This window comes from Treponema endosymbiont of Eucomonympha sp. (assembly GCF_001028545.1).
On sequence record NZ_BBPW01000271.1, the window covers coordinates 1 to 840 of the forward strand.

Annotated in this window: 1 protein-coding gene; it reads right to left on the reverse strand. The window is 62.4% G+C overall.

Annotated elements, in window-relative coordinates; all coding sequences use genetic code 11:
- A partial coding sequence (locus AWU74_RS06475) for a Tex family protein (protein WP_306701036.1) occupies positions 1-840 on the reverse strand: 840 nt, incomplete at both ends.

Below are 840 nucleotides of genomic sequence, written 5' to 3' on the forward strand. Positions count from 1 at the left end.
TCGCCGTGTGCGGCGCGGCGCAGGCGCATTTGGTGCCAGTGCGGATTCCCGGGTCGACGCCCAGAACTCGGGTGCCCTTAATCGGCTGCTGCATGAGCAGGTTTTTCAGGTTTTCGCTGAATACGCCGATTCCGTGCTCGTCCGCCCCGTCGGTCTGGTCGCTGCGGATTTCGCGCACCACAGCCGGAGACAAAAGTCGCGCCAAGCCGTCCGCGATAGCCTCGGCGTGGTACTTGTTGTTGACAGCGTAGCGCTTTTTGAGCAGGTCTATTGCGCCGTCAACGTCAACGTCAACGTCAACGTCAAGCGCGCCTTCCCGTTCCCCCCGGTTGACCGCAAGGACGCGGTGCGGCTTAATTTGGCTAAGCGGCTCGGCGTAATCCCAGTACATTTGGTACACCGACGTTTTCGCCGCCGATTCGCCGCCGATTCCCTTCGCCTTTATAGCGCCGGTCCGCATATAGAAGGCGCGTACGCAGGCGCGGTTTTCGGTGTCCTGCGCACAGCGCTCGGCAAGAATGTCTTTTGCCCCCTGAAGCGCGTCCGCCGCGCTGGCGACGGAAAGCTCCGGGCGTTCGGCGTCTTCACGCACGAACTCCGCCGCCTTCGCTTCGATAGCCGCGTCGCCGAGTTCCAGCATTGCATCGGCGAGCGGCTCAAGCCCTTTCTCGCCGGCTGTCATGCCGCGCGTTTTCTTTTTCCGCTTGAACGGTGCCCATAAATCCTCAAGCTCGGCGAGCGTCTTCGCGCCCATTACCGCGCCGTAGAGCGATTCAGTGAGCTTCCCCGCCGCGAATATGCCGCGGGCGATTTCGAGGCGGCGCGTTTCAAGGTTCGTGT